The following is a 21068-nucleotide window of genomic DNA, read 5'->3' as shown; positions in this document are numbered from 1 at the left end:
TCATGAGCCGCGTCCTGATCCTGAACCCCGCTGACGATGTCGCCATCGCGCTGGACGATATTGCGACCGGCGATGTGCCCGAGGGGCTGGATGCGCCGGCTGGCGCTGACATCGCCACCGGGCACAAGATCGCCCGGCGCGCGGTGGAGGCGGGCGGGCTGGTCCGTCGCTATGGTCAGGTGATCGGGCGAGCCAAGGCGGCGATCGCGGTCGGGGATCATGTCCACGTCCACAACCTGGCCATGGCCGAGGACGGGCGTGAGGCCGAGGTCGGGGCGGATGTACGGACACCGGAGCCTCTGACGGGCGCCACCTTCAACGGCATTGTTCGAGCGGACGGTCGGGTGGGGACGCGCAACTATATTGGCGTCCTGACCAGCGTGAACTGCTCGGCCACGGTGGCGCGGCGGATCGCCGACGCCTTCCCGGACGCCAGCCTGCCCAAGGGCGTGGACGGGGTGGTGGCCTTCACCCATCAGGGCGGGTGCGGGGGCTCTTCGCTGTCGAGCGACACGACCCTGCTGCAGCGGACGCTGGCGGGCTATGCCCGGCACCCGAACTTCCATTCCATCCTGATCGTCGGTCTGGGCTGCGAGGCCAACCAGATCCCGGCCTGGCTGGCCAACGAGGGGCTGGAGGCGGGACCGCGCCTTCGCGCCCTGACCATTCAGGAGGCCGGCGGCACGGCCCGCGCCATCGAGGCGGGGATCGAGGTGGTCCGCGAGCTGGTCGCCGAGGCCGCCAAGGTCGAGCGCCAGCCGGTGTCAGCCTCGCACCTGACGGTCGGTCTGCAATGCGGCGGGTCGGACGGCTGGTCCGGCGTGACGGCCAATCCGGCGCTGGGGGCGGCGGTCGACCTGCTGGTCGCGCACGGCGGCTCGGCTATGCTGTCGGAGACGCCCGAGATCTGGGGCGCGGAGCACCTGCTGCTGCGCCGTGCGGCGTCGCAAGGCGTGGCGGACAAGCTGAACGCGCGTCTGGAATGGTGGCGCGCCTATGCCGACAAGCACGGCATGGAACTGAACAACAACCCGTCGCCCGGCAATCTGAAGGGCGGCCTGACCACCATTCTGGAGAAGTCGCTGGGCGCGGTCGCCAAGTCGGGTTCGACCCCGCTGAACGATGTGATCGGCTATGCTGAGCCGCTGACGGCCAAGGGCCTCAGCTTCATGGACAGCCCCGGCTATGATCCCTGCTCGGCGACCGGGCAGATCGCTTCGGGCGCCAATCTGATTGTCTTCACCACGGGGCGGGGGTCGGTCTTCGGCGCCAAGCCCGCGCCATCGATCAAGGTCGCCTCCAACGCCAAGCTGGCGAACTGGATGGACGAGGACATGGACATCGACGCCTCGCCGGTTTTGACGGGCACGGCGATGGAGGCGGTGGGTCAGGCCATCTTCGAGAGGATGCTGGCCGTGGCCTCGGGCGAGCCGTCGAAGTCGGAGGCGCTGGGTATCGGCGACAACGAGTTCGTGCCCTGGCAGGTTGGGGCGTATCTGTAGGGGGCTCTCAGATTCTATGCGTCATTCTCGGCCCTGTGCCGAGAATCCAGAACCGCGACGTTCGGGACTGGAACGCGCCGTGGACCCTTGTTGAGGTCGAGTCTCTGGATCCCCGGCACAAGGCCGGGGATGACGGGAGAAGGGGGGGTGAGGTCTCAAGCTGGAGGTGTTTCCGGGGGCGGATTGCACGGTGCGGCGAAAAAAACAGTGCAATTGGTGCAATCGGGGGCGGGACGGCGGAGGGGCCTTGGCGATCCGGGAGGGGGAGCCGGGGTCCTGGCGGGGCGGACGATGGCGGGCGGCGATGTCAAAGAACGCGCATAGTCTGCCAGCCCTGGGCGCCAGGGCGGGCAAATGGCGTCGAAAATGACGTGATCGGTTTGATTTCAAGGGGTTGCGGCGCGCAGCTAGGATGGCTGGCCGTGAATGGCGTGCAGTCGCCTCTCTGCCGTCATCCCGGACGAAGGCTCGCTGGCGAGCCGTAGATCCGGGACCCAGGCGGCGGGGTTCAGCGGGGGCGATGACGGGCAAGAGCTGACGCCTGGGTCCCGGATAGCCCTGCGGGCTTCCGGGATGACGGAAGGGGCTTACCCCGCCAGGGTCTCGATCAGTTCGCCCATGTTTTTGATGAAGACCTGGGTCGAGACGCATTCGACCGGATAGTCGGTGTTGTAAGGCGAGGTGTCCCACAGGTCGCCGACGCGGGTGGTCTGATACTCGCCGCCCGTCACCGCCGCCGGGGCCTCGCCGATATAGGGGTTGGAGGTCGTGGTCAGGGGCGACGGCCAGTAGCCGCGCGCGTTCAGACCCGCGACCAGTTCGGCGGCGCGGCCGGGGGCAGGGCGGGCGAGGCGGCGCGCGTCCGAGGACATATCCCAGACGTCCACGTCCTGAAGCGTGAAGTATTTCGGCAGGTGCAGCGTGCCGGGGCGGGCCTTCAGCGGCGAGTGGCGGCTGACGTCCTCGGGCGTTTTCGCGGCCAGTTCCTCGTACTCGCGGCGCAGGGCGGCGGTGTCGACGTTGCGGAACGAGCCGTAGTGGACGATCAGATTGTTCGGGTTCTCGTCGGCGTAATACTGGCCGTTGGTGATGTTGGATCCGCGCCGGTGGATATAGACCGGGGTGTTCGCGCCCTCGAGGATGAAGGTCGGATGGGTGCGGCCCGGCGCGATCAGGTTTTGCGGCGTCTTCACCTGATCCAGCCAGTCCAGCGCCTCGGGCAGGCGGGCGATGTATTTGCGGTCGCCGGTCAGGCGATAGAAGCCCAGCATCGACTTGATGTTGGCGCCGGTGGTGTGGGTGGCGAAGGCCTGGGGCTCGATGGTGCGGGCGCCGGCGAGCTTCAGGGTGTCGGGGAAGTGCTGCAGCCCCCAGGCCGGTTGCGGCATCGGCTGCTGGGTCTTCACATAGATGTCCATGCCGCGATGGATGGCGTCCAGCAGGCGCGGATCGCCGCGACCGTTCACCGCCAGGCCGTGATAGGCGTAGAGCAGGAACTCTAGGTTCTCGCCCGCCACGTCGTCGTTGAAGGTGATGTAGGGGGTGTAGTCCGGCTTGCCGTGAAGGCCGCCGCCCTCGACGAAGGGATAGCGCTGGGGCCAGCCGCCGTTCGGGTACTGGGCGTCGAGGACGAACTGGATCGCCTTGTCCAGCGGGGCGCGATACTTGCGCTCGCGTTTCTCCAGATAGACCCGCAGCAGCAACTGCGAGGCCTCGGCCGTGCCGGCGTCGTCGAAGGTGGCGTTGCCGTAGTAGCGGTGGAATTCCTCCATCCGCCAGGCGTTCTTGCCATAGGTGGCGTACCAGCGCTTCAGCGATTCCTCGCCTGCCGTGTCGATGACGTAGTTCCAGCCGCCGGCTGGATGCTGGCCGCGCACCAGGGCGTCGGCGGCGGACTTGGCGGCCTCATAGAACTGCTCGTCGCCGGTGGCGTGATAGGCGTCGAGGTAGAGATGGCCCACGGTCGCCGTGCCGGGGGGCTGGACCCAGATGATGGTCGGCGAGGCTTCCAGTTCGCCCCAACGGCGCGAGAAGTCGGGCAGGACGTTCCAGACATAGCCGCCCTCGACGGCGGCCTCGTCGGTCATGAACCGGGCGGCGCGCTTCATCGTGGCCAGGACGGCGGCGCGGTCGGGCGCGGCCTGCATAACGGTTTTCGCCAGAGCGGGGGCGGAGGCGGCCGTGAAGGTCGCGGCGGCGCCGGCGGCCAGCAGGGCGCGGCGGTTCATGGTCTGTGCAGACATGGGGGTATCTTCCTCGGATGCGTCGCCTCGCAGCTCTGACGGCTGCTTGCAGTGGCGAAGCTAATCACGAATGACACCGGTTTCCTAGTGCGGAAGCGCGGCTGAAATCGTCTTGGATTTCACGAAACCGTCAGCGGCGAATGTCGAAGCCGCCGTCGCCCATGGCCGCGCGCACCTCGGCGGCGGTGAACAGATTGAAGTCGCCGGGCACCGAGTGCTTCAGGCCCGCCGCCGCCAGGCCGAAGTCCAGCGCTTCCTGATCCGACCAGCCGCTCCACAGGCCGAACAGCACGCCCGAGGCGAAGGCGTCGCCGCCGCCGACCCGGTCCACGACGCCGGTCATATGCAGGGCGTCGGCGCAGGTTTCGATCACGTCGCCGTCGGGGCCGCGCGTCAGCATGACGGCGGACAGGGCCTGATCCGCGACGCTTTCCTGAACCCGCAGGGTGCAGGCGATGCGTTGCAGGCGGGGGAAGGCTTTGAACGCTGCGGCGGCGGCCAGGCGGCGGCGCGCATGGGGATCGGTGTCGTCGAAGTTTGTCTTCAGCACCAGGGCGAAGTCGCGGTCGTCGGCGAAGGCGATCTCGGCCCCGGCCAGCATCTTGCCGAGGGTGGCGGGCGGATCACCGGCCCATTGCTCCCACAGCTTGCCGCGGAAATTGCCGTCGTAGCTGACGCGGACGCCGTTGCGGACAGCGGCCTCGACCAGTTCGACCGCCGCGCGCGAGCCGTTCGGTCCGGTGGCGGGGGTCACGCCGGAAACGTGCAGCCACTCATAGCCGTCCAGCAGGGCGTCCCAGTCGAAGGCGTCGGCGACGCGCTCGACAAAGGCCGAACCGGCGCGGTCGTAGAGGACTTCTGACGGACGGCGAACGGCGCCGGGCGTCAGGAAATAGAGGCCCATGCGGCCGGGGGTGAAGACGATGGGCGTGGTGTCCACGCCGTAGCGCCGGACCTCGTCGCGCGCAGCCTGACCCAGGGCGTTGTCGGGCAGGACGGTCGCCATCGCCGCCGGCGCGCCGAAGCGGGCCAAGGCGACGGCGACATTGGCCTCGGCCCCGCCCGGACGCGCGGTCAGGGCAGGGGACTGCAGCAACAACTCGTTCTGGTTCGGGCTGAACCGCAGCAGCATCTCGCCGAAGCAGAGGATACGACCATTCCTGGAGCCAATGCTCGCGACGCGGTCGCTCGCGGCTTGAGGCCCGTTCGCTGCTTGCTGATCTTGGCTCATGGTCTGGACGCTAGCGCGGGATCAGCGCGCCAGCCAGCCGCCATCGACCGGCAGGGTGATGCCCTGCACATAGTCGCTGGCGCGGCTGGCCAGGAAGACGGCGGCGCCGCCGATGTCGGAGGGATCGCCCCAGCGCCCAGCCGGGATGCGGCCCAGGATTTCCTTGGAGCGCACCGGGTCGTCCTGCAGCGCCTGGGTGTTGTCCGTGGCGAAGTAGCCCGGCGCGATGGCGTTGGCGTTGATGCCGTGCCTGGCCCACTCGTTGGCCATCAGCTTGGTCAGGCCCGCCACGCCGGATTTCGACGCGGTGTAGGACGGCACGCGGATGCCGCCCTGATAGGACAGCATGGAGGCGGTGTTGATGATCTTGCCGCCGCGTTGGTCGGCGATCATTCGCTTGGCCGTGGCCTGGCTCAGGAAGAACAGGACCTTGAGGTTGACGTTCATGACGTCGTCCCAGTCCTGCTCGGTGAAGTCCACGGCGTCATTGCGGCGGATGATGCCGGCGTTGTTCACCAGGATGTCGACGGGGCCGAGGGCGGCGGTCGCCTCGTCCAGAATCCGCTCGACCGGTTCGATCGAGGTCAGGTCAGCCTGGATGGAGACGGCCTTGCGGCCCTTGGCCAGCGCCTTGCCGACCGTGTCGTCCGACGCGCGACGGGCGACCGACGCGACGTCGGCGCCCGCAGCAGCCAGGGCCAGGGCGATGCCTTGACCCAGACCCGTGTTGCCGCCGGTGACCAGCGCGACCTTGCCGGTCAGATCGAACGGATTGCTCATGGCGTGGACATTTCCTCTAGATGTCATTCGGCGCCGAGATTGGACCCGGCTTGTCTGTGTAGGAAACCGGTGTCATATACCGGCGTAGATGGCTAGGCCATAGCTGAAAACATCTCTGGACCGCTCACGCTGCCTCGTCGCATCTGGGGCGTCCGAAATTCGCCGACAGTCGGCAGCAGACTGTCTTCTCCCGAGAGGAAACCCAATGAAAATCGCGCTCATCATCGAAAACAGCCAGGCTGCGAAGAGCGAGGCGGTGCACGCCGCCCTGACCGCCGTCGCAGAACCCCTGGGCCATCAAGTCTTCCACTATGGAATGTATGCGCCAGAGGACAAGGCTTCGCTGACCTACGTCATGAACGGGCTTCTGGCGGGCATCCTGCTGAACTCGGGCGCCGCCGATTTCGTCGTCACGGGCTGCGGCACCGGCATGGGCTCCATGCTGGCCTCCAACTCCATGCCCGGCGTCTTCTGCGGCCTGGTCATCGATCCCACCGACGCCTTCCTATTCGGCCAGATCAACGACGGCAACGCCATCTCCATGCCCTACGCCAAGGGCTTCGGCTGGGCGGCCGAGTTGAACCTTCAGGACGTCTATCGCAAGCTGTTCGATGGCGAGCGGGGTCTGGGCTATCCGCGTGAACGCGCCGAGATCATGCGCAAGAACCGCGGCATCTTGAAGGATCTGAAGGCCGTCACCTGCAACGACATGCTGACCGTCCTGAAGTCCATCGACCAGGATCTGCTCAAGGCGACCGTGGCCGGCGAAAAGTTCCAGGAATACTTCTTCGCCAACGCCACCGACGAGGGCATTCGCGAGTATCTGAAGGGCGTCGTCAGCGCGTAATCCGCGCTCGAAACGGCTTAAGAAACAGGCGGTCGGCGCGCAGGATCATGAGCGCCGACCGCCCTTGTCGTTGCAAACCGGATCAATATCCCAAGGGCACGGCCGAGTTGCGCACCACCAGGGCCGGGCGGACCTCGGGCTGTTCCAGCTTGGCGGGATCGACGCCGCGCATGGGGGCCAGCAGCTTCTCGGCCGCCATCCGACCCATCTCGCGGATGGGCAGGCGGACGGATGTCAGATTGGGCCAGACCCGCGCGGCCATGGGCAGGTCGTCGAAGCCGACCACCGACAGGTCGCGGGGCAACTCCATGCCGCGTTCGCGCGCCGCCTGCATCACGCCCAGCGCCATGTCGTCGTTCAGGGTGAAGATCGCGGTCGGCGGTTCGGGCAGGGACAGCAGGGCGTGGCCGGCCTCGACGCCCGATTCGAACGTATAGGCGCCTTGCCGATCATAGGCGGGCGGCAGGACGATGCCGCGTTCTGCCAGGGCGTCGATAAAGCCCTGACCGCGCACGGCGGACGACCGGAAGGAGGCCAGGCCGCGCACCAGGGCGATGCGGCGATGGCCGAGGTCGGCGAGATGCCGTGCGGCTTCCGCGGCGCCGATCCAGTCGTTGGTCACGACCATGTTCTGCGGTTCGTCCAGCGCCAGCGAGGCGATCCGGACATAGGGACAGTCCAGTTCTCGCAGCAGTTCGATCACCGTTTCGTCCTCGGACACCGACGGCGGCATGATGACGCCGAACAGGCGCTGGCGTTCGACGAAGCCGCGGATGTCCTTGAGCAGGGTGGGGGAGTTGCGGCTGCAGGGGTGGACCACCAGTTCAAGGCCCGAGCCCTTTAGCGAGTCCAGCACGCCCTGCTGCATGTTGACGATATAGGTCGGGCTGGGCTGGTCGTAGATCAGGCCGACCAGGAAGGAGCGTCGGAAGGCCAGGCCGCGCGCCTGCGGATCCGGAATGAAGCCCAGTTCGTCGATCGCCGCCTGGACGCGCTCACGCGTATCCTCGCGCACGAAGGGCGATTGGTTGATGACGCGCGAAACGGTCTTCTTGGAGACCTCCGCCACCCGGGCGACGTCGTTGATGGTGGCGCGCTTGCCCGATTTCGCCGGCCGCGAATCGTCTTCCGACAAAGGCGTTCCCTCTCGTGCTCGTGTTGGACCATAAGGCATAGCCCCGCCGGGCGCCGCGCGCCATGGGGTGTTTTCAAGGCGGATTGACACCGGTTTCCTAAGCCCCCCATTATCCGGCGTTTTCCAATGGGGCGTCATTTGACCGACCTGACCATTCCTTCGGAGCGCCGCGCATGACGACGGCTCCTGACCACACGCTGAGCGCGGATCGGGCCGTCGCCGAGGCCTTCGTGAGGGCGCGCCTCGCCGCGCGCGCCGTGCCTGATTATCCGGGCGACCTTCCCCAGCAATTGGCCCGCGCCTACGCCATTCAGGACGCGGCGATCGCCCTCTACCCGGACCGGGTCGTCGGCTGGAAAGTGGGCGGCGTGCCGCCGGCGCAGCAGCCGGCCCTGGGCATCCACCGTCTGGCCGGCGCCATCTTCGCCGGCAATGTCTGGTCCACGGATGAGGCGCCGACGCCGCTGCCCGCCATCGAGGGCGGCTTCGCGGCGGTCGAGGCCGAGTTCATCGCTCGCATCGGCGCCGACACGGATCCCGCCAAGACCGACTGGACCATTGAAGAGGCGGCCGATCAGATCGACGCCGTCTTCATCGGCGTGGAACTGGCGGGCAGCCCGTTGTCGGCCATCAACGAATTGGGTTCGGCCGTGGTGGCCTCGGATTTCGGCAATAACGGCGGCCTGGTGATCGGGCCGGAGTTGACCGACTGGCGCGACCGGCTGGACGCGATTCAGGTCGAGACCGTCATCGACGGGGTCAGCGTCGGTCGGGGCGGCTCGACCTCCTTGGCCGGCGGCGCGCTGGAATCGGTGCGCTTCCTGCTGGAGCACTGCGCCCGCTGGGGCCGTCCGCTGACGGCGGGGACCCTGGTGTCGACCGGCGCCGTGACCGGCGTTCATCGCGTCTATGCCGGCAGCCAATCGACGTGCGTTTTCGAAGGCGTGGGAGAAATCCGCTGCACGGTGGTGAAGGCTGCGCCGCAGCAATCGCCGGGCTAGTCATCAATACAGCGCGAACCCGTCCGCCGTTCAGAGCGGCCAAGAAGACGGGGCGCGCCGAGGAAATCAAGGGAATGGGTTCGCATCATGAGAGACGCTTCGACCGCCGCACCTGACGAGAGGGCGCCGATCACCGTATTGGCCCCCCCGCAAGGCAAATACCGCTGGCTGATCATGTGGCTGCTGTTCGCGGCCATGGTCATCAACTACGTCGATCGGCAGATGATCGGCGTGCTGAAGCCGACCCTGTCGGCGGAGTTCGGCTGGTCCGAGACGGACTATGCCGACATCGTCTTCTGGTTCCAGGCCTCCTACGCCGTGGCCTATCTGTGCTTCGGCCGGATCATGGACAAGGTCGGCGCGCGCTGGGGCTTCGGCGCCGCCTTCTTCATCTGGCAGATCGGCCACATGATGCACGGCGCGGCGCGCGACCTGTCGCACTTCATCATGGCGCGCGTGGTTCTGGGCGTCGGCGAGGCCGGCGGCTTCCCCGGCGGCATCAAGGCCGTGGCCGAGTGGTTCCCCAAGAAGGAACGCGCCCTGGCGACCGGCCTGTTCAACGCCGGCACCAATATCGGCGCCATCGTCACCCCGTTGCTGGTGCCCTTCCTGGTGCTGACCTTCGGCTGGCAGATGACCTTCGTCATCACCGGCCTGATGGGTCTGGTCTGGCTGCCGATCTGGCTGCTGGTCTATCGCCGTCCGCGTGAGCAGAAGAAGGTCACGGCGGCCGAACTGGCCTGGATCGAGCAGGACCCGGCCGATCCGGCCGAGAAGATCGGCTGGAAGAAGCTGCTGACGGTCAAGGAGACCTGGGCCTATGCGGGCGGCAAGTTCCTGATCGATCCGATCTGGTGGATGTTCCTGTTCTGGCTGCCCGACTTCCTGGGCAAACGTTACGGCCTGGACCTCAAGACCTTCGGCCCGCCGCTGGTGGCCATCTATCTGATGTCGGATGTCGGTTCGGTCGGCGGCGGCTGGCTGTCGTCGCGGCTGATGCACCGGGGCATGAGCCTGAACCGGGCCCGCAAGACCACCATGCTGATCTGCGCCCTGTGCGCCATGCCGGTGGCTTTCGCCGCCTTCGCCTCCAACGTCTGGCTGGCGGTGCTGATCATCGGCCTGGCCACGGCGGCCCACCAGGGCTTCTCGGCCAACCTCTACGCCTTCCCCGGCGACGTCTTCCCGCGTTCGGCGGTGGGCTCGGTCGTCGGCATCGGCGGCATGCTGGGCGGCATCGGCGGCATGATCATGGCCAAGTACGCCGGCTTCGTGCTGGACAAGATCGGCACCTACACCCCGATCTTCGTGGTCGCGGGTTCGGCCTATCTGGTGGCCCTGTTGGTCATCCACCTGATCTCGCCGAGATACGAGTTGGCCAAGGTCTGATGACCTGAGGCCGCGAAGGGCGCTCGTCCGAGGGGGCGGGCGCCCTTCTTCAATTCCAGCAGGAGGCGGGAATGGACGTGAACCGACGCGGTTTGCTGATCATGGGGGCGGCGGCCCCGGCTCTGGCGGCGGGTCTGCCCGCAGCATCGGCGGTGCGGGTGCAGACCGTGGCGCCGCCCGATCCGACCGAGATGGTCCGGCTGTGGCCGAACGGCGCGCCGGGCGGCGAGGGGGTGACGGTGGTTCCCATCGTGCCCGAGCGGTCGACCGATCCCGCCTATCGCGATCGTTACGCCCAATACACGACCGATCCGATCATGACGGTGATGCGGCCCGAGCGCCCGAACGGCTCGGCCATGCTGCTGATCCCCGGCGGCGGCTATCGCTGGTCGGTGCTGGACAAGGAGGGCTTCGACGTGGCGCGGGTCTTCGCCGCCAGCGGCACGACTTGTTTCGTCCTGCGCTATCGCCTGCCGGCTGACGGATGGGCGGCGGGGCCGGACGCGCCCTTGCAGGACGCGCAGAGGGCGATCCGCCTGATCCGCAGCCGGGCGGCCGAGTTCGGCGTCCGGCCCGACCGGATCGCGGTGCTGGGCGCTTCGGCGGGCGGGCATCTGGCCGGGCTGGCCAGCGCGCGGACGGACGGGGCCTATGCGCCGGTCGATGCGGCGGACGAGGTGTCGCTGCGGCCCGATCTGACGGTGTTGATGTATCCGGTGGCGACCATGGCCGATCCCCATGCGCACGCCGGTTCGCGCGACCACCTGCTGGGGGCTTCGCCCTCGGTCGAGCAGGTCGCCGCCTATTCGCTGGAGCGGATGAACTGGACCGGGGCGGCGCCGGTCTTCCTGCTGCACGCGATGGACGACGCCTCGGTCCCGGTCGAGAACAGCCTGCAACTGCTCACCACGCTGAAGGCGGCGTCGGTAAAGGTCGAGGCCCATCTGTTCCAGGAGGGCGGGCACGGCTTCGGCGTGCGTCTGATCCAGGGGCGGCCGGCTCAGGTCTGGCCCGAACTGGCGCGCGCCTGGGCCGCCCGTCTGGACTTCCCCCTCTAGGTCCCCGGCTGGATGTAGGGGATGGCCGAGAAGAAGGCCCGCTCGTCGCCGCGCGGGTCGTGGGCCATCCTTGGGTTCACGTCGAACAGCAGGGTCTGGCGCATCGGCAGCTCATAGCGATCCCAGCGCGGCAGGCCCGCATGGTTGGGATCGCCGTGGCGGGCAAGGGCGATGAAGGCGTCGCTCATCCGGTCGGCGACGGCTTGCGCGCCCGGCCCGTTGGTGCGCGATCCGGCGGCGTTCACGTTATCGAACACCAGGGGAATGTCGGCGGTGTGGAAGGCTCCCTGGCGGCCTGACGCGGTCGTGCCGGGGAAGTCCAGTTGATAGACCCAGGCGGGGGCGTCCGCCTTGGCCCTTTCCTCGGCCTCGATCACCGCGCCGCGCCAGGATCGTCCGGCGGTGGTGGCGGCGATCAGGACCTGATCCGGCGACCAGTCGGGGTGCATCCGGCGATAGCCGTCGATGACGGCTTCCGGCGTGATGTCGATGCGCATGACGCCGGGCGTCAGGCGCGTGGCCAGCGTCTCCCACGTCAGGCCGAGGTTGCGCGGATCGTCGCCCATGAAGCCCAGGGTTTCCTCGCGCGCATTGCCGATGATCATCGGAATGCTCAGGCTCTGCGGCGCCGCGTCGGGATAGAAGGGGTGGCGGGGCAGGCTGCGGAAATCCAGCACCGGCCCGAAATAGAGCCCGCCATAGCCGAGGATCGGGTCCTCGACCGTCTGCGCTTCCAGCAGCCGTTCGACGGGCAGGGTTACGGCTTCGGCGGCGCGATCCGGCGTCAGGCCCATCGCCTTCAGCCAGGCGGTCGCCCGCGTCGTGGCGTTGACGGGGCCGGAGGCCGTGACCTGCTGGCCGCTCATGGTGGCGGCGCGGTGGAACAGGCCTTTCGCGGCGGGCATGGCCATCAGGGTGGCGGTCTTGGCCCCGCCGCCCGACTGGCCGAACAGCATGACGCGGTCGGGATCGCCGCCGAAGGCCGCGATATTGTCGCGCACCCAGCGCAGGGCCAGGATCAGATCCAACTGGCCGACGTTGCCCGAGTCCTCGAACCCCGGCGTCAGCCGCGCCAGATAGGCGTAGCCCAGGGCGTTCAGCCGGTGGTTCAGCGTCACCACCACCACGTCGCCGCGCGTGGACAGACGTGTCCCGTCATAGAGGGGATCAGACCCCGATCCCGACGAATAGGCGCCGCCGTGGATATAGACCATGACCGGGCGACGTCCCGCGTCGAGGCCCGGCGTCCAGACGTTGAGGAAGAGGCAGTCTTCGCTCTGGTTCGGTTCATCGCCCCGCTGGGGGCTGGCGGCGCCATAGTCGAAGGCGGGGGCCGGATCGCGCCACGGCGTCGGCGGCTCGGGCGGCTGGAAGCGCTGCGTCGGCGCGCCGTAGCGGACGCCCTTGAAGACGCTGATCCCGTCTTGGCGCCGACCGACAACCGGGCCGGCGGTCGTCGTCACGCGCGGGGCCGAGGCTGGACGCGTCAGGCCCGGCTTAGGGATGGCGGCGGCGACCAGGCCCGCGAGGACGGCGGATCGGCGTGTCAGCATGAGAGTCTCGTGGTTGGCGCAAAACCGAAAGAAACCGGTGTCATGACTTCAACAACGAAAACGACCGGGGTTCCAGCGCCTGATGCGAGAAGGCCGCCGCGCGCACGGCGCCGTTGAAATAGTTCAGGCGATTGAAGCGGCATCCGATCGACGATGCCCCCGGGCCCTGGGGCTGGAACGCCAGCGGGGCCTCGCCCTGCAGCACGCCGTCGACGTAGCTGCGATACATATGTCCGTCGTAGGTCTGGGCGACATGGGCCCACTCGCCGACGGGGTGGAGCTTGTCCGGGAAAATCAGGGTGACGTTGTAGCCCGGCCCCTTGGTGAAGGCGTCCAGGCACCATTGGCGACCATAGACCCGGATCTCGAACAGGAACCGGGTGCCGGGCCATTGTTCGGCGCCGGTCGCGGGCGGCGCTTCCTGAAGGTGGAACCAGCGTTGCTCATGCGCCCCGCCGTCGGGGCGGAACAGGGCTTCGAACGTGAAGCGTTCGGCGCCGGCCAGAGGGTGGTTGTCGATGAACAGGGCGTCGTCGACGCCGTCGAACTGGACGGCGCGGCCGAAGGGCGAATCCGTCAGTTGCGGAGCGCCTTCCACCGTGGTGGCGTGGCCGCCTATGGCCGACAGCCGGTCGAAGGTCCAGACGTCCGCCCGGGACGCCGTCGCGCCGCCTCGGGGCAGGGAACTGCAACCGGCGGTCGCCAGCGCCAGACCGCCGGCCAGGGCCGCGCGCCGGTCCATCATCCCCGTCTCGTTGAAGGCGTTCGACATTGACCTGATCCCCTGACAGCGGCGGTTGAGAGGACGGCCCCCCGTCGAGACGCCCCGCGCCCCCGCGATCGCTATGCTGAGAAGCAATCGTGGGCGCCGTCAAGCCGCAGGCGCGACCGCTCTGATCCAAGAGCGAAAGGAAATGCGGTTCCTCCGCGCCGGGCGGGCGACTATTACCCCCCTACGGAGGCGCGCCGAGCCCAGACCATGCCGGAGTTTCGCGGTTTGGCGGATCGACCGGTCAGAGCGCGTTCCTGCCTGGCGGCGACCGTCAGGTCGTCCCGCAAGTCGTCGAGTTGCCTTGCGCGGATCTCGGGCGCGTGGACCCTCGCGACGAAATCCTGTCCGGCGCGGGCCATCGCCACACGACGCTCGGGGTCGTCGATCAAGGCCGACATGGCGGCGGCCAGGGCCGGACCGCGGGGCGGGTCGACATAGACGGCGTGCGGTCCGCTGGCTTCGCGCAGCCCGCCTCGACCGGATGAAATCAGCGCGGCGCCCGCCGCATGGGCTTCCAGGGCGGTCAGGCCCATCGCCTCCGCGACCAGGGAGGGCGTCACCGCGATCGCGGCCCGTTTCGTCATCGCCATGACCTCGGGGAGCGAGGCCGAGCGATGAATCTCCACCCGGTCGCCGAAGCGCGCCAGGGTCTCGATGTGGGGTCGGGCCCAGGTTTCGTGGCGCTCCCAGTCGCCGAGCATCAGAGCGCCGCGCCAATCGGGCCGCTGGTCCAGAACGGACGCCAGCGCTTCGCAGAAATGAGCCAGGCCCTTCTCCTGCATGGCTCGGCCCGAAAACAGGATCAGCTTTTCGCGCTGGCCGGGGTCCGCGCGCCAGGTCTCGACGTCGATCGGATTGCACACCACCGAGACGCGATCGGAGAAGGCGGGATAGTCGACCGCGAATTCGGCATGGGCGGCCTGACTGACGAAGACCAGCCGATTGAACCGCCGCAGCCGCGCGGCGTAGCGCAGGCGGTTGATCAGGCCGCGCGACGGCTTCATCCGGGTGTGTCGATACAGGACGTGGGTCTTGCCGGGAAACCGGCGGGCCAGGCTCGCTGAGGATTCGAGTTGCTGATGATATTCGACATAGTCCGGATCATAGTCCCGCAGGATCGCCGCCACCGCGTCGGCGCGCGCGGTCTTGCTCAGGCCGGCCGGCACGGTGAGCAGATCGAAGGCGGCGGGAACCTCGGCGCCCGCGTCGCAGATGATCTTGATCGCGCCCTGGAGGCGACTCGACTCGGACAGGGTCCGCACGACCGTCTCCATGGAGTTGGCCTTGTCACGGCACATCACGCAGCCGCGGGGCATGACGACGGCGATACGCATGGTCAAGCGACCTCCAGGACGGCGGGGGATGTTTGCGGCGCGCGCGGCCCGTTCAGGCCCAGCAGACGGCGAACCTTGAACTGGGTCCGTATCCAGCCTTCAGCGGGCGAGCGGCGGATGCCCTTCACGTCGATGAAGGTCACGTCGCCGGCGCCGGAAAAGGTATGCAGTCCGTCGCCGTGGTCCGGCAGCAGTCCTTCGGGAGCCAGACGGGCCGCCCGGCTGGCGCTGAACCGCTGCGGCGTCAGTTCGTCGATGCGCAGCACCTCGACGGCCGCGCCGTAGGTGGCGGAGCAATCCTGCACGGGCAGATGCAGCGCCCCGTCATGTTCGAAGGCCGTTCCGCCCGGGCGCGACGTTTCGAAGCCGTTCAGCACCGGCGATGACGGGTGCGGCGTCCAGGGGCCCTTCAGGGCGTCGGCCCAGGCGACGTGCAGTTCGCGCATGGCGCGGTCGTCGGGGCCGGGCAGGGCGTAGAACATCCACCACCGTCCGCCGTGCTGAACCACGGTCGCGTCGATCGCCGGCGCGTCGAGCAACCGTTCGACCGGCTCCCACTGGTCCGGGAAGCGGACGCAGCGATAGAGCGTCAGGGCCCCGCTCTTGTAGCCCTCGGGCAGCATGTAGAGCTCGCCGTCGTCCTCGATCAGGCTGGGATAGGAGAGGTGGAACGGCTCCGCCAGGGCCACGCCCCGGTCCACCAGACGGTCGTCGAGATCGTACTGGTAGTAGTGAATTTCGCCGCGCCGGACGCGGTAGTCGAACGCCTCGACGAAGATCGTCAGAAGGCCGTCGCGCTGGATGCCGAACGGATCGGCGATGAACTGAAAGGTCGACTCGCAGGGCGGAAGCCAGGTCGCCTCGCCGGGCGTCACGCCGCCGCGGTCCAGCACGCTGGCCTGCGAACGCCGAACGAAACCGACCCGCCAAATATCGTACATTGCGACGCCCCACCGGCCGCATGACACCGGCCTCATGGGGAAGACGGCGCCGTTACCGTCTTGCCTCAGGGAAAATGTGCGGCATTAGTCATTTCTGTGGTGAATCCTCGGCACATGATTTCAGGCGGCGGCCATGCCGATCCTTGCGCCAGCGGCGCTCCGGCCTGTCCGACAGGGCATCGGCTGGTCGTGACCTATTTTGAGCAGAAAGAGGCGTTGGCGCGGCTTTTCCGCGCCCGGCTGGGCCCCTCGGGCGAGATCGAGGATCTGATGCAGGACCTGTATCTCAAGGTGGCCGGACTGGATTCGGCGATGGAGGTACGCGACTGCCGCGCCTTCCTGTATCGCCTGGCTTCCAATCTCATGATGGATCGCTGGCGTTCCGGCCGGTCGTCGGCGGCGCGAGACGGGGCCTGGCGTCTGGCCAACCATGCGACCGGCGGCGGCGAGGATATGGCCGACGCCCCATCCGCCGAGGCCGTGGTCGCGGGACGAGAGCGGCTGGCGGCGCTGATGGCCGCCCTGACCCATCTTCCGCCGAAGACCCAGACGGTCTTTCGCCTGCACAAGTTCGACGGCCTCAGCTACGCGGAGGTCGCCGCCCGCCTGGAGATCTCGCGCAGCTCCGTGGAGAAGCACATGATGGACGCCTTGCGGGTCCTGTCGGCGAGGGTTCAGCGATGAGCGGTCGTTATCACGCGCCTTGGAACGATGGTCGTGGAGGTGAACGGCCTTCGGCGCCGTCTAGACATCTGAGGCCGGGCCGTCCGGCGGGGGTCGGGGTTCCGAACGCATGACTCTGCTGCCCTCCACGCATGATCAGGCGCTCCATTGGTTCGCCCGCCTCAGAGACGACGACGCCCTCGAGTCTGACTGGCTTGCATTTCAGGACTGGCTCGAGGGCGATGACGCGCATCGCCACGCCTATGACGCGCTGGAGCGGATGTGGGTCGATCTGGAACCGGGCGTCGGCGCGGACGCCGCCAATGACGACGCGCCCGTTCCGCTTGATGCGGCGCAACCGGTCCAACGGCGTTTCGCCCGGCGTCCATGGCTGTTTCCGTCGGTCGCGGCGGCGGCTGTCGTCGTCCTGACGGTCGGTCTGTGGCCGCTGCTGGACCAGACGCCCGCGGCCCAGGTCTATCGCACAGAGACGGCGCCCCGGACCCTGACGCTCGCGGACGGCTCCGTCATTCACATGAACCGGCGTTCGGAACTGAGCGTCCGCATGGCCCGCAACGAACGGTCGGTGACCCTGGCCGACGGCGAGGCCGCGTTTGACGTCGCCCACGACCCGGCCCGCCCCTTTGTGATCTCGGCGGGGCATCACGACGTCCGCGTCCTGGGCACCGCCTTCAACGTGCTGAACCACGACGATCGGTTCGCGGTCAGCGTGGACCGGGGCGTGGTCGCCGTCTCCTCGACGACGGATCGGAAAGCCGTACGGCTGACCGCCGGTCAGAAAATCGATCAGATCGGGGCGGCTGACCCGGTCCGGTCCCGCGTCGATCCCGGCGATGCCTCGACCTGGCGTCAGGGGATTCTGATCTATCGCGACGCCGCGCTGACGACCGTCGCGGACGACCTGTCGCGCTATTTCGACAAGCCGGTCACCGTGGCGCCGTCGGCTCGATCCCTGCATTTCACCGGCGCCCTGCAAGTCGGCGATGAGGCCGGGATGCTCGGCCAGTTGCAGGACTTCGTCCCGATAGCCGTAGCCCGAACGCCGAACGAAGTGCGTATGGCCGCGCGTGAAGCGAGCTGACTTTCGCCGCCGCCGTCAGAGGGATGTCCGCCCGGCCTTCGGGCCGTTTCTGATCATCGCCCTGGCGTCCCTGGCCTCTCCGCCTAAGGCAGAGGCGGGGCAGGCGCGCGCCTATGACCTCCACATTCCTCGCCAAAGGGTCGAGGCCGCGCTTCTGGACCTGGCCCTGCAGACGCGGACTTCGCTCGGCGGCGATATCACGGCCTGTCGGGGAAGCGCGCCCGCCCTGGACGGCCGTATGGAGCTCGATGCGGCCTTGACCCGGCTGCTGGCCGGATCGGGCTGCCGTCATGTGATCCGCAGGGACGGCGCCGTGCTGATCCGCCGCCTCCCGCCGGCGACGCCCGCCGCAACTCCGCCCGCGCCGCACCGCGTAGCCGAGGCGCCTGCGCCGGAGGCCGTGCAGGTGAGCGACGTCATCGTGACCGCGGGGCGCCGTCCTGAAGCACCCCAACGCGCGCCGACGGCCGTCACGGCGATCTCGGCCAGCCAGATCAGCGGCGGCAGCGTCCAGGACCTGAACGATATCAAGTATCTGGTGGCCGGGATGACCGTGACCAACCTGGGCTCGGGTCGCAACAAGATCCTGCTGCGCGGGATGTCTGACGGCGCCTTCACCGGTCTGACCCAGTCGACGGTGGCGCTGTATCTGGACTTCGTCCCCATCACCTACAATGCGCCCGACCCGGACCTGAAACTGATCGACGTCGACCGCGTCGAAATCCTGCGGGGGCCCCAGGGCACGCTCTACGGGACCGGTCCGATCGGCGGCGTGGTCCGCACCATCACCCACCGCCCCGACCTGGACCGGTACGCTCTGGACCTGTCGTTGACCCAGTCGCACACCCGCTCCGGCGGCGATAACAGCGATTACGCCGTCACCGGCAACCTGCCTCTTTTCGGCGGCCGGGCGGGGGTCAGGGGATCGCTCTACCAGGAGACCTACAGCGGCTATATCAACGACGTCAGCCTGAACCTGCACCGGGTGAACGACGGCTCGCGGCGGGGCGGTCGTCTCGCGGCGACGGCCCGGTTGAGCGACGACTGGTCCCTGACCGCCGGCGTAGTTCATCAGTCGATCGACACCGAAGACACCCACTATGTCTACCGCGTGCTGGGCGGGCTGCGTCGGGCCAACCTGGTGCGCGAGCCCCACGCCAACGATTTCAGCGAAGCCTATGCGACCCTCTCCGGCGAAGGCGACTGGGGGCGGCTGGACGCGTCGATCGCAGCGGTGAGCCACAGGTTCCAAAGCCGCTATGACGCCTCGTCCGCGCTTCGCGCCTTCGGCTCGGGGGCGCGGGTCGGGGCGCTGGACGAGGGCCGGGACATCGGACTGGTCGTGGGCGAGGCGACCCTGTCGTCGCCGGATACCGAGCGGCTGCGCTGGCTGGCCGGCGGCTTCTTCTCCGTAAACTCGACGGTGTCGAACACGACCATGTCGGCGCTGCGGCCGGTTCGCGCGGTAGTCTACGCCGAGGACCGCGACGACCAGATGAACGAGGTCGCCGTGTTCGGCGAGGCGTCGCTGGAGCTCACGCCGGATCTGACCCTGGTGGGCGGCGCCCGCTACCATCGCTCGCGCCGCGAAACCGTTTCCGACGTGGTCCAGCAGGAGGAAAGCCGTTTCTTCCGGGGGGCGGCCGATGCGTCGGGCCTGTCGCCCAAGCTGGCCCTAGCCTATCGTGTCGACGACGCGCTGAACATGTATGTCCAGGTCAGCCAGGGCCACCGGACCGGCGGCTTCAACACGGCGGGGCCGCTTTCACAGACCTTCTCCGGGGCGGTCGGCGTTCCGGCGCGCGAATACCGCGCCGACACCCTGTGGAACTACGAAGCCGGGGCCAAGGCGACGCTGTGGGAGGGCCGTCTCCACACGCGGGTTGCGATCTACATGGCGCGTTGGCGCGACATGCAAAGCGACCAGTTCCTGCCCAGCGGTCTGGCCTATGTCGTCAATGTTGGCGACGGGGCCAACAGGGGACTGGAATTCGAAACGGCCTGGCGTCCTACGGAAGGGCTGGAGATCCGCGCCAATGCGCTGTTCGCGAATCCGGAAATCACCCGTCCGAGCGCCAGTTTCAACTCGCGGGGCGACGCTGGTCTGCCGGGCGTGCCCAAGACGTCCGCCAACCTCACGGCCGTCTATCGTCGCCCGATCTGGCGCGACATCGGCGTCTTCGCCGAGGGGCATCTGGCCTATGTCGGCCCCTCGCGTCTGACCTTCGACGCGGAGAAACGCAACCGCATGGGCGACTATGTGACGGGGCGCGTGTCCGCCGGATTTGAAGCCGAGCGCTGGGCCGTCACGGCCTTCGTCGACAACCCGTTCGACACCGAGGCGAACACCTTTTCGTTCGGCGATCCGTTCCGATTGCCCGAGGCCCTGGCCAGTACGCCGCTGCGGCCGCTGACGGCTGGAATCACGTTGAAATGGTTCGCCGAATAGGCGTCTGCAGGCCGGGCCTCATGGTCGGAAGGGACGGAAGACTGGGGGAGGGCGGCTCGCCTTCACGGCGGGTCGTCCGATATCGTCGTTCGGCGTTTCTGTCTGATCTTTAACTTGAAGCGCGGACGATGAATCCTTCAATGTGAAGTCTCTTTGACACTGTGGGGGCGCTTCATGCTGACGATCAACAATCTCGTGCACGTCTATGGCAACGGCACACGGGCGCTGGACGACGTCAGCCTGACGATCCCGACCGGGATGTTCGGCCTGCTGGGTCCGAACGGGGCGGGCAAGTCGACGCTGATGCGGACGATCGCCACCCTGCAAAGCCCGACCTCGGGCGAGATCCGCTTCGGCGACATCGACGTGATCCGCCAGCCGGAACTGCTGCGCCGCACGCTGGGGTACCTGCCCCAGGACTTCGGGGTCTATCCGCGCGTCTCGGCCTACGACATGCTGGACCATATGGCGGTGCTGAAAGGGATCGCCGGGGCCAAGGAGCGCAAGCAGACGGTCGAGGCCCTGCTAAACCAGGTCAATCTGTGGACCGTCCGCAAGAAGGCGCTGGCCGGGTTCTCGGGCGGGATGCGCCAGCGTTTCGGCATCGCCCAGGCCCTGATCGGCAACCCCCGTCTGATCATCGTCGACGAGCCGACGGCGGGTCTGGACCCGGAGGAGCGCAACCGCTTCCTCAACCTGCTGGCCGAGATAGGCGAGAACGTGGTGGTCATCCTGTCGACCCACATCGTCGAGGACGTGGCCGACCTCTGCCCGCGCATGGCGGTGCTGGCGGGCGGCAGGATTCAGCTGGAAGGCGCGCCGCTGGAGCTGATGAAGCAACTGGCCGGTCGCGTCTGGAAGAAGTCGATCGCCAAGGAGGCGCTGCCCGAGCATCGCGCCCGGTTCGAGGTCATCTCGACGCGCCTGTTCGCCGGGCAGACCGTGATCCACGTCCTGGCCGACGCCAAGCCGGGCGAAGGCTTCGAGCCGGCCTCGGGCGGTCTGGAGGACGTCTATTTCTCGACGCTGGCCGCCTCGCGCCGTCCCGCCGCCGCTCAAGCCGCCTGA

17 protein-coding genes are annotated in these 21068 nt (G+C 68.0%); 9 read left to right on the top strand and 8 right to left on the bottom strand.

Annotation, left to right across the window (positions count from 1 at the left end; genetic code table 11):
- Positions 1 to 2: 2 nt before the first annotated feature.
- A complete protein-coding gene (locus tag AB4Y68_RS08005) occupies positions 3 to 1502 on the top strand; it encodes a UxaA family hydrolase (protein WP_441454983.1) in 1500 nt (499 codons plus the stop codon).
- 587 nt (positions 1503 to 2089) lie between these two features.
- Here the strand turns inward: AB4Y68_RS08005 and AB4Y68_RS08000 are convergent.
- The 3 genes from AB4Y68_RS08000 to kduD form a co-directional block, all read right to left on the bottom strand.
- Positions 2090 to 3745, bottom strand: a complete 1656-nt coding sequence (locus AB4Y68_RS08000; RefSeq protein ID WP_441454982.1) for a pectate lyase — start codon at positions 3743 to 3745, stop codon at positions 2090 to 2092.
- 130 nt (positions 3746 to 3875) lie between these two features.
- Positions 3876 to 4976, bottom strand: coding sequence for a PfkB family carbohydrate kinase (locus AB4Y68_RS07995; RefSeq protein ID WP_441454981.1), 1101 nt, complete (start codon positions 4974 to 4976; stop codon positions 3876 to 3878).
- A gap of 21 nt (positions 4977 to 4997) precedes the next feature.
- Entirely contained in the window at positions 4998 to 5756 is a 759-nt protein-coding gene (gene kduD, locus AB4Y68_RS07990; protein WP_441454980.1) for a 2-dehydro-3-deoxy-D-gluconate 5-dehydrogenase KduD, read from the bottom strand.
- 205 nt (positions 5757 to 5961) lie between these two features.
- Between kduD and AB4Y68_RS07985 the strand changes: the two genes are divergently transcribed.
- Entirely contained in the window at positions 5962 to 6603 is a 642-nt protein-coding gene (locus AB4Y68_RS07985; protein WP_441454979.1) for an RpiB/LacA/LacB family sugar-phosphate isomerase, read from the top strand.
- A gap of 82 nt (positions 6604 to 6685) precedes the next feature.
- Here AB4Y68_RS07985 and AB4Y68_RS07980 read toward each other — a convergent pair whose 3' ends face one another.
- Positions 6686 to 7777, bottom strand: coding sequence for a LacI family DNA-binding transcriptional regulator (locus tag AB4Y68_RS07980; RefSeq protein ID WP_441454978.1), 1092 nt, complete (start codon positions 7775 to 7777; stop codon positions 6686 to 6688).
- A gap of 134 nt (positions 7778 to 7911) precedes the next feature.
- On the opposite strand from AB4Y68_RS07980, the gene AB4Y68_RS07975 reads away from it, so the two are divergent.
- The 3 genes from AB4Y68_RS07975 (at position 7912) to AB4Y68_RS07965 (ending at position 11186) form a co-directional block, all read left to right on the top strand.
- A complete protein-coding gene (locus AB4Y68_RS07975; protein ID WP_441454977.1) occupies positions 7912 to 8739 on the top strand; it encodes a 2-keto-4-pentenoate hydratase in 828 nt (275 codons plus the stop codon).
- Between the two features lie 174 nt (positions 8740 to 8913).
- On the top strand, positions 8914 to 10128 hold the full coding sequence (locus AB4Y68_RS07970; protein WP_441455013.1) for an MFS transporter: 1215 nt from the start codon (positions 8914 to 8916) through the stop codon (positions 10126 to 10128).
- 71 nt (positions 10129 to 10199) lie between these two features.
- Positions 10200 to 11186, top strand: coding sequence for an alpha/beta hydrolase (locus AB4Y68_RS07965; RefSeq protein WP_441454976.1), 987 nt, complete (start codon positions 10200 to 10202; stop codon positions 11184 to 11186).
- Here AB4Y68_RS07965 and AB4Y68_RS07960 read toward each other — a convergent pair.
- From AB4Y68_RS07960 to AB4Y68_RS07945, 4 genes are all read right to left on the bottom strand, one after another.
- Positions 11183 to 12739, bottom strand: coding sequence for a carboxylesterase/lipase family protein (locus AB4Y68_RS07960; RefSeq protein WP_441454975.1), 1557 nt, complete (start codon positions 12737 to 12739; stop codon positions 11183 to 11185). The genes AB4Y68_RS07965 and AB4Y68_RS07960 overlap by 4 nt on opposite strands.
- A 40-nt stretch (positions 12740 to 12779) precedes the next feature.
- Positions 12780 to 13511 (bottom strand): LamG-like jellyroll fold domain-containing protein, encoded by a 732-nt coding sequence (locus AB4Y68_RS07955; protein WP_441454974.1) that lies wholly within the window; start codon positions 13509 to 13511, stop codon positions 12780 to 12782.
- Between the two features lie 173 nt (positions 13512 to 13684).
- Entirely contained in the window at positions 13685 to 14845 is a 1161-nt protein-coding gene (locus AB4Y68_RS07950; RefSeq protein WP_441454973.1) for a glycosyltransferase family 4 protein, read from the bottom strand.
- A 2-nt stretch (positions 14846 to 14847) separates the two neighbouring features.
- Positions 14848 to 15786: a glucosamine inositolphosphorylceramide transferase family protein gene (locus tag AB4Y68_RS07945; protein ID WP_441454972.1), complete on the bottom strand. Its 939-nt coding sequence runs from the start codon at positions 15784 to 15786 to the stop codon at positions 14848 to 14850.
- A 114-nt stretch (positions 15787 to 15900) separates the two neighbouring features.
- On the opposite strand from AB4Y68_RS07945, the gene AB4Y68_RS07940 reads away from it, so the two are divergent.
- The 4 genes from AB4Y68_RS07940 (at position 15901) to AB4Y68_RS07925 (ending at position 21068) form a co-directional block, all read left to right on the top strand.
- Complete coding sequence (locus AB4Y68_RS07940; protein WP_441454971.1) at positions 15901 to 16470, top strand: RNA polymerase sigma factor; 570 nt, start codon at positions 15901 to 15903, stop codon at positions 16468 to 16470.
- A gap of 109 nt (positions 16471 to 16579) precedes the next feature.
- Positions 16580 to 17551: a FecR family protein gene (locus AB4Y68_RS07935; protein WP_441454970.1), complete on the top strand. Its 972-nt coding sequence runs from the start codon at positions 16580 to 16582 to the stop codon at positions 17549 to 17551.
- On the top strand, positions 17538 to 20000 hold the full coding sequence (locus AB4Y68_RS07930) for a TonB-dependent receptor domain-containing protein (protein WP_441454969.1): 2463 nt from the start codon (positions 17538 to 17540) through the stop codon (positions 19998 to 20000). The genes AB4Y68_RS07935 and AB4Y68_RS07930 overlap by 14 nt, the downstream gene beginning before the upstream one ends.
- A 174-nt stretch (positions 20001 to 20174) precedes the next feature.
- A complete protein-coding gene (locus tag AB4Y68_RS07925) occupies positions 20175 to 21068 on the top strand; it encodes an ABC transporter ATP-binding protein (RefSeq protein WP_441454968.1) in 894 nt (297 codons plus the stop codon).

This window comes from Brevundimonas sp. 2YAF1 (assembly GCF_052114745.1).
Classification (GTDB): Bacteria; Pseudomonadota; Alphaproteobacteria; order Caulobacterales; family Caulobacteraceae; genus Brevundimonas.
This window is presented reverse-complemented; position numbering and strand designations above follow the sequence as displayed.